1 pseudogene is annotated in these 279 nt (G+C 56.3%); it reads left to right on the top strand.

Going from position 1 to position 279, the window contains the following annotated elements:
- Nucleotides 1–37: 37 nt before the first annotated feature.
- Nucleotides 38–279 (top strand): annotated as a pseudogene (locus tag AF337_RS31130) (hypothetical protein); the annotation flags it as partial.

Here is a 279-nt window from a genome sequence, read left to right as displayed (position 1 = left end):
CTCCTACGTCGCCGACTTCTGCCTATGCTTTCCGGTCATGATGGAAATCAAGCGCGGATTGCGCATGACCAGGGATCCTGTCGTAGCGGCACGGATACGAGCGGTCGTCGATGAACTCGACCGCGCGGACTTCATCTACTTCGGGATGGGACAGATCGCCGAAAACGCGCTTGCCGACATGATGGCGAACCCAAAACTGAAACAGTTGTGGCACGCGCAGCCGAAATCAAACAATCAGCGGGTCAGCCATGATCTGATGATAGCTGCGGTCTCCATAGC

This window comes from Rhizobium ecuadorense (assembly GCF_001187535.1).
In the GTDB taxonomy this organism is placed as follows: Bacteria; Pseudomonadota; Alphaproteobacteria; order Rhizobiales; family Rhizobiaceae; genus Rhizobium; species Rhizobium ecuadorense.
Note: the sequence above shows the minus strand (reverse complement) of the source record. Positions and strands in the feature narration are given on the sequence as shown.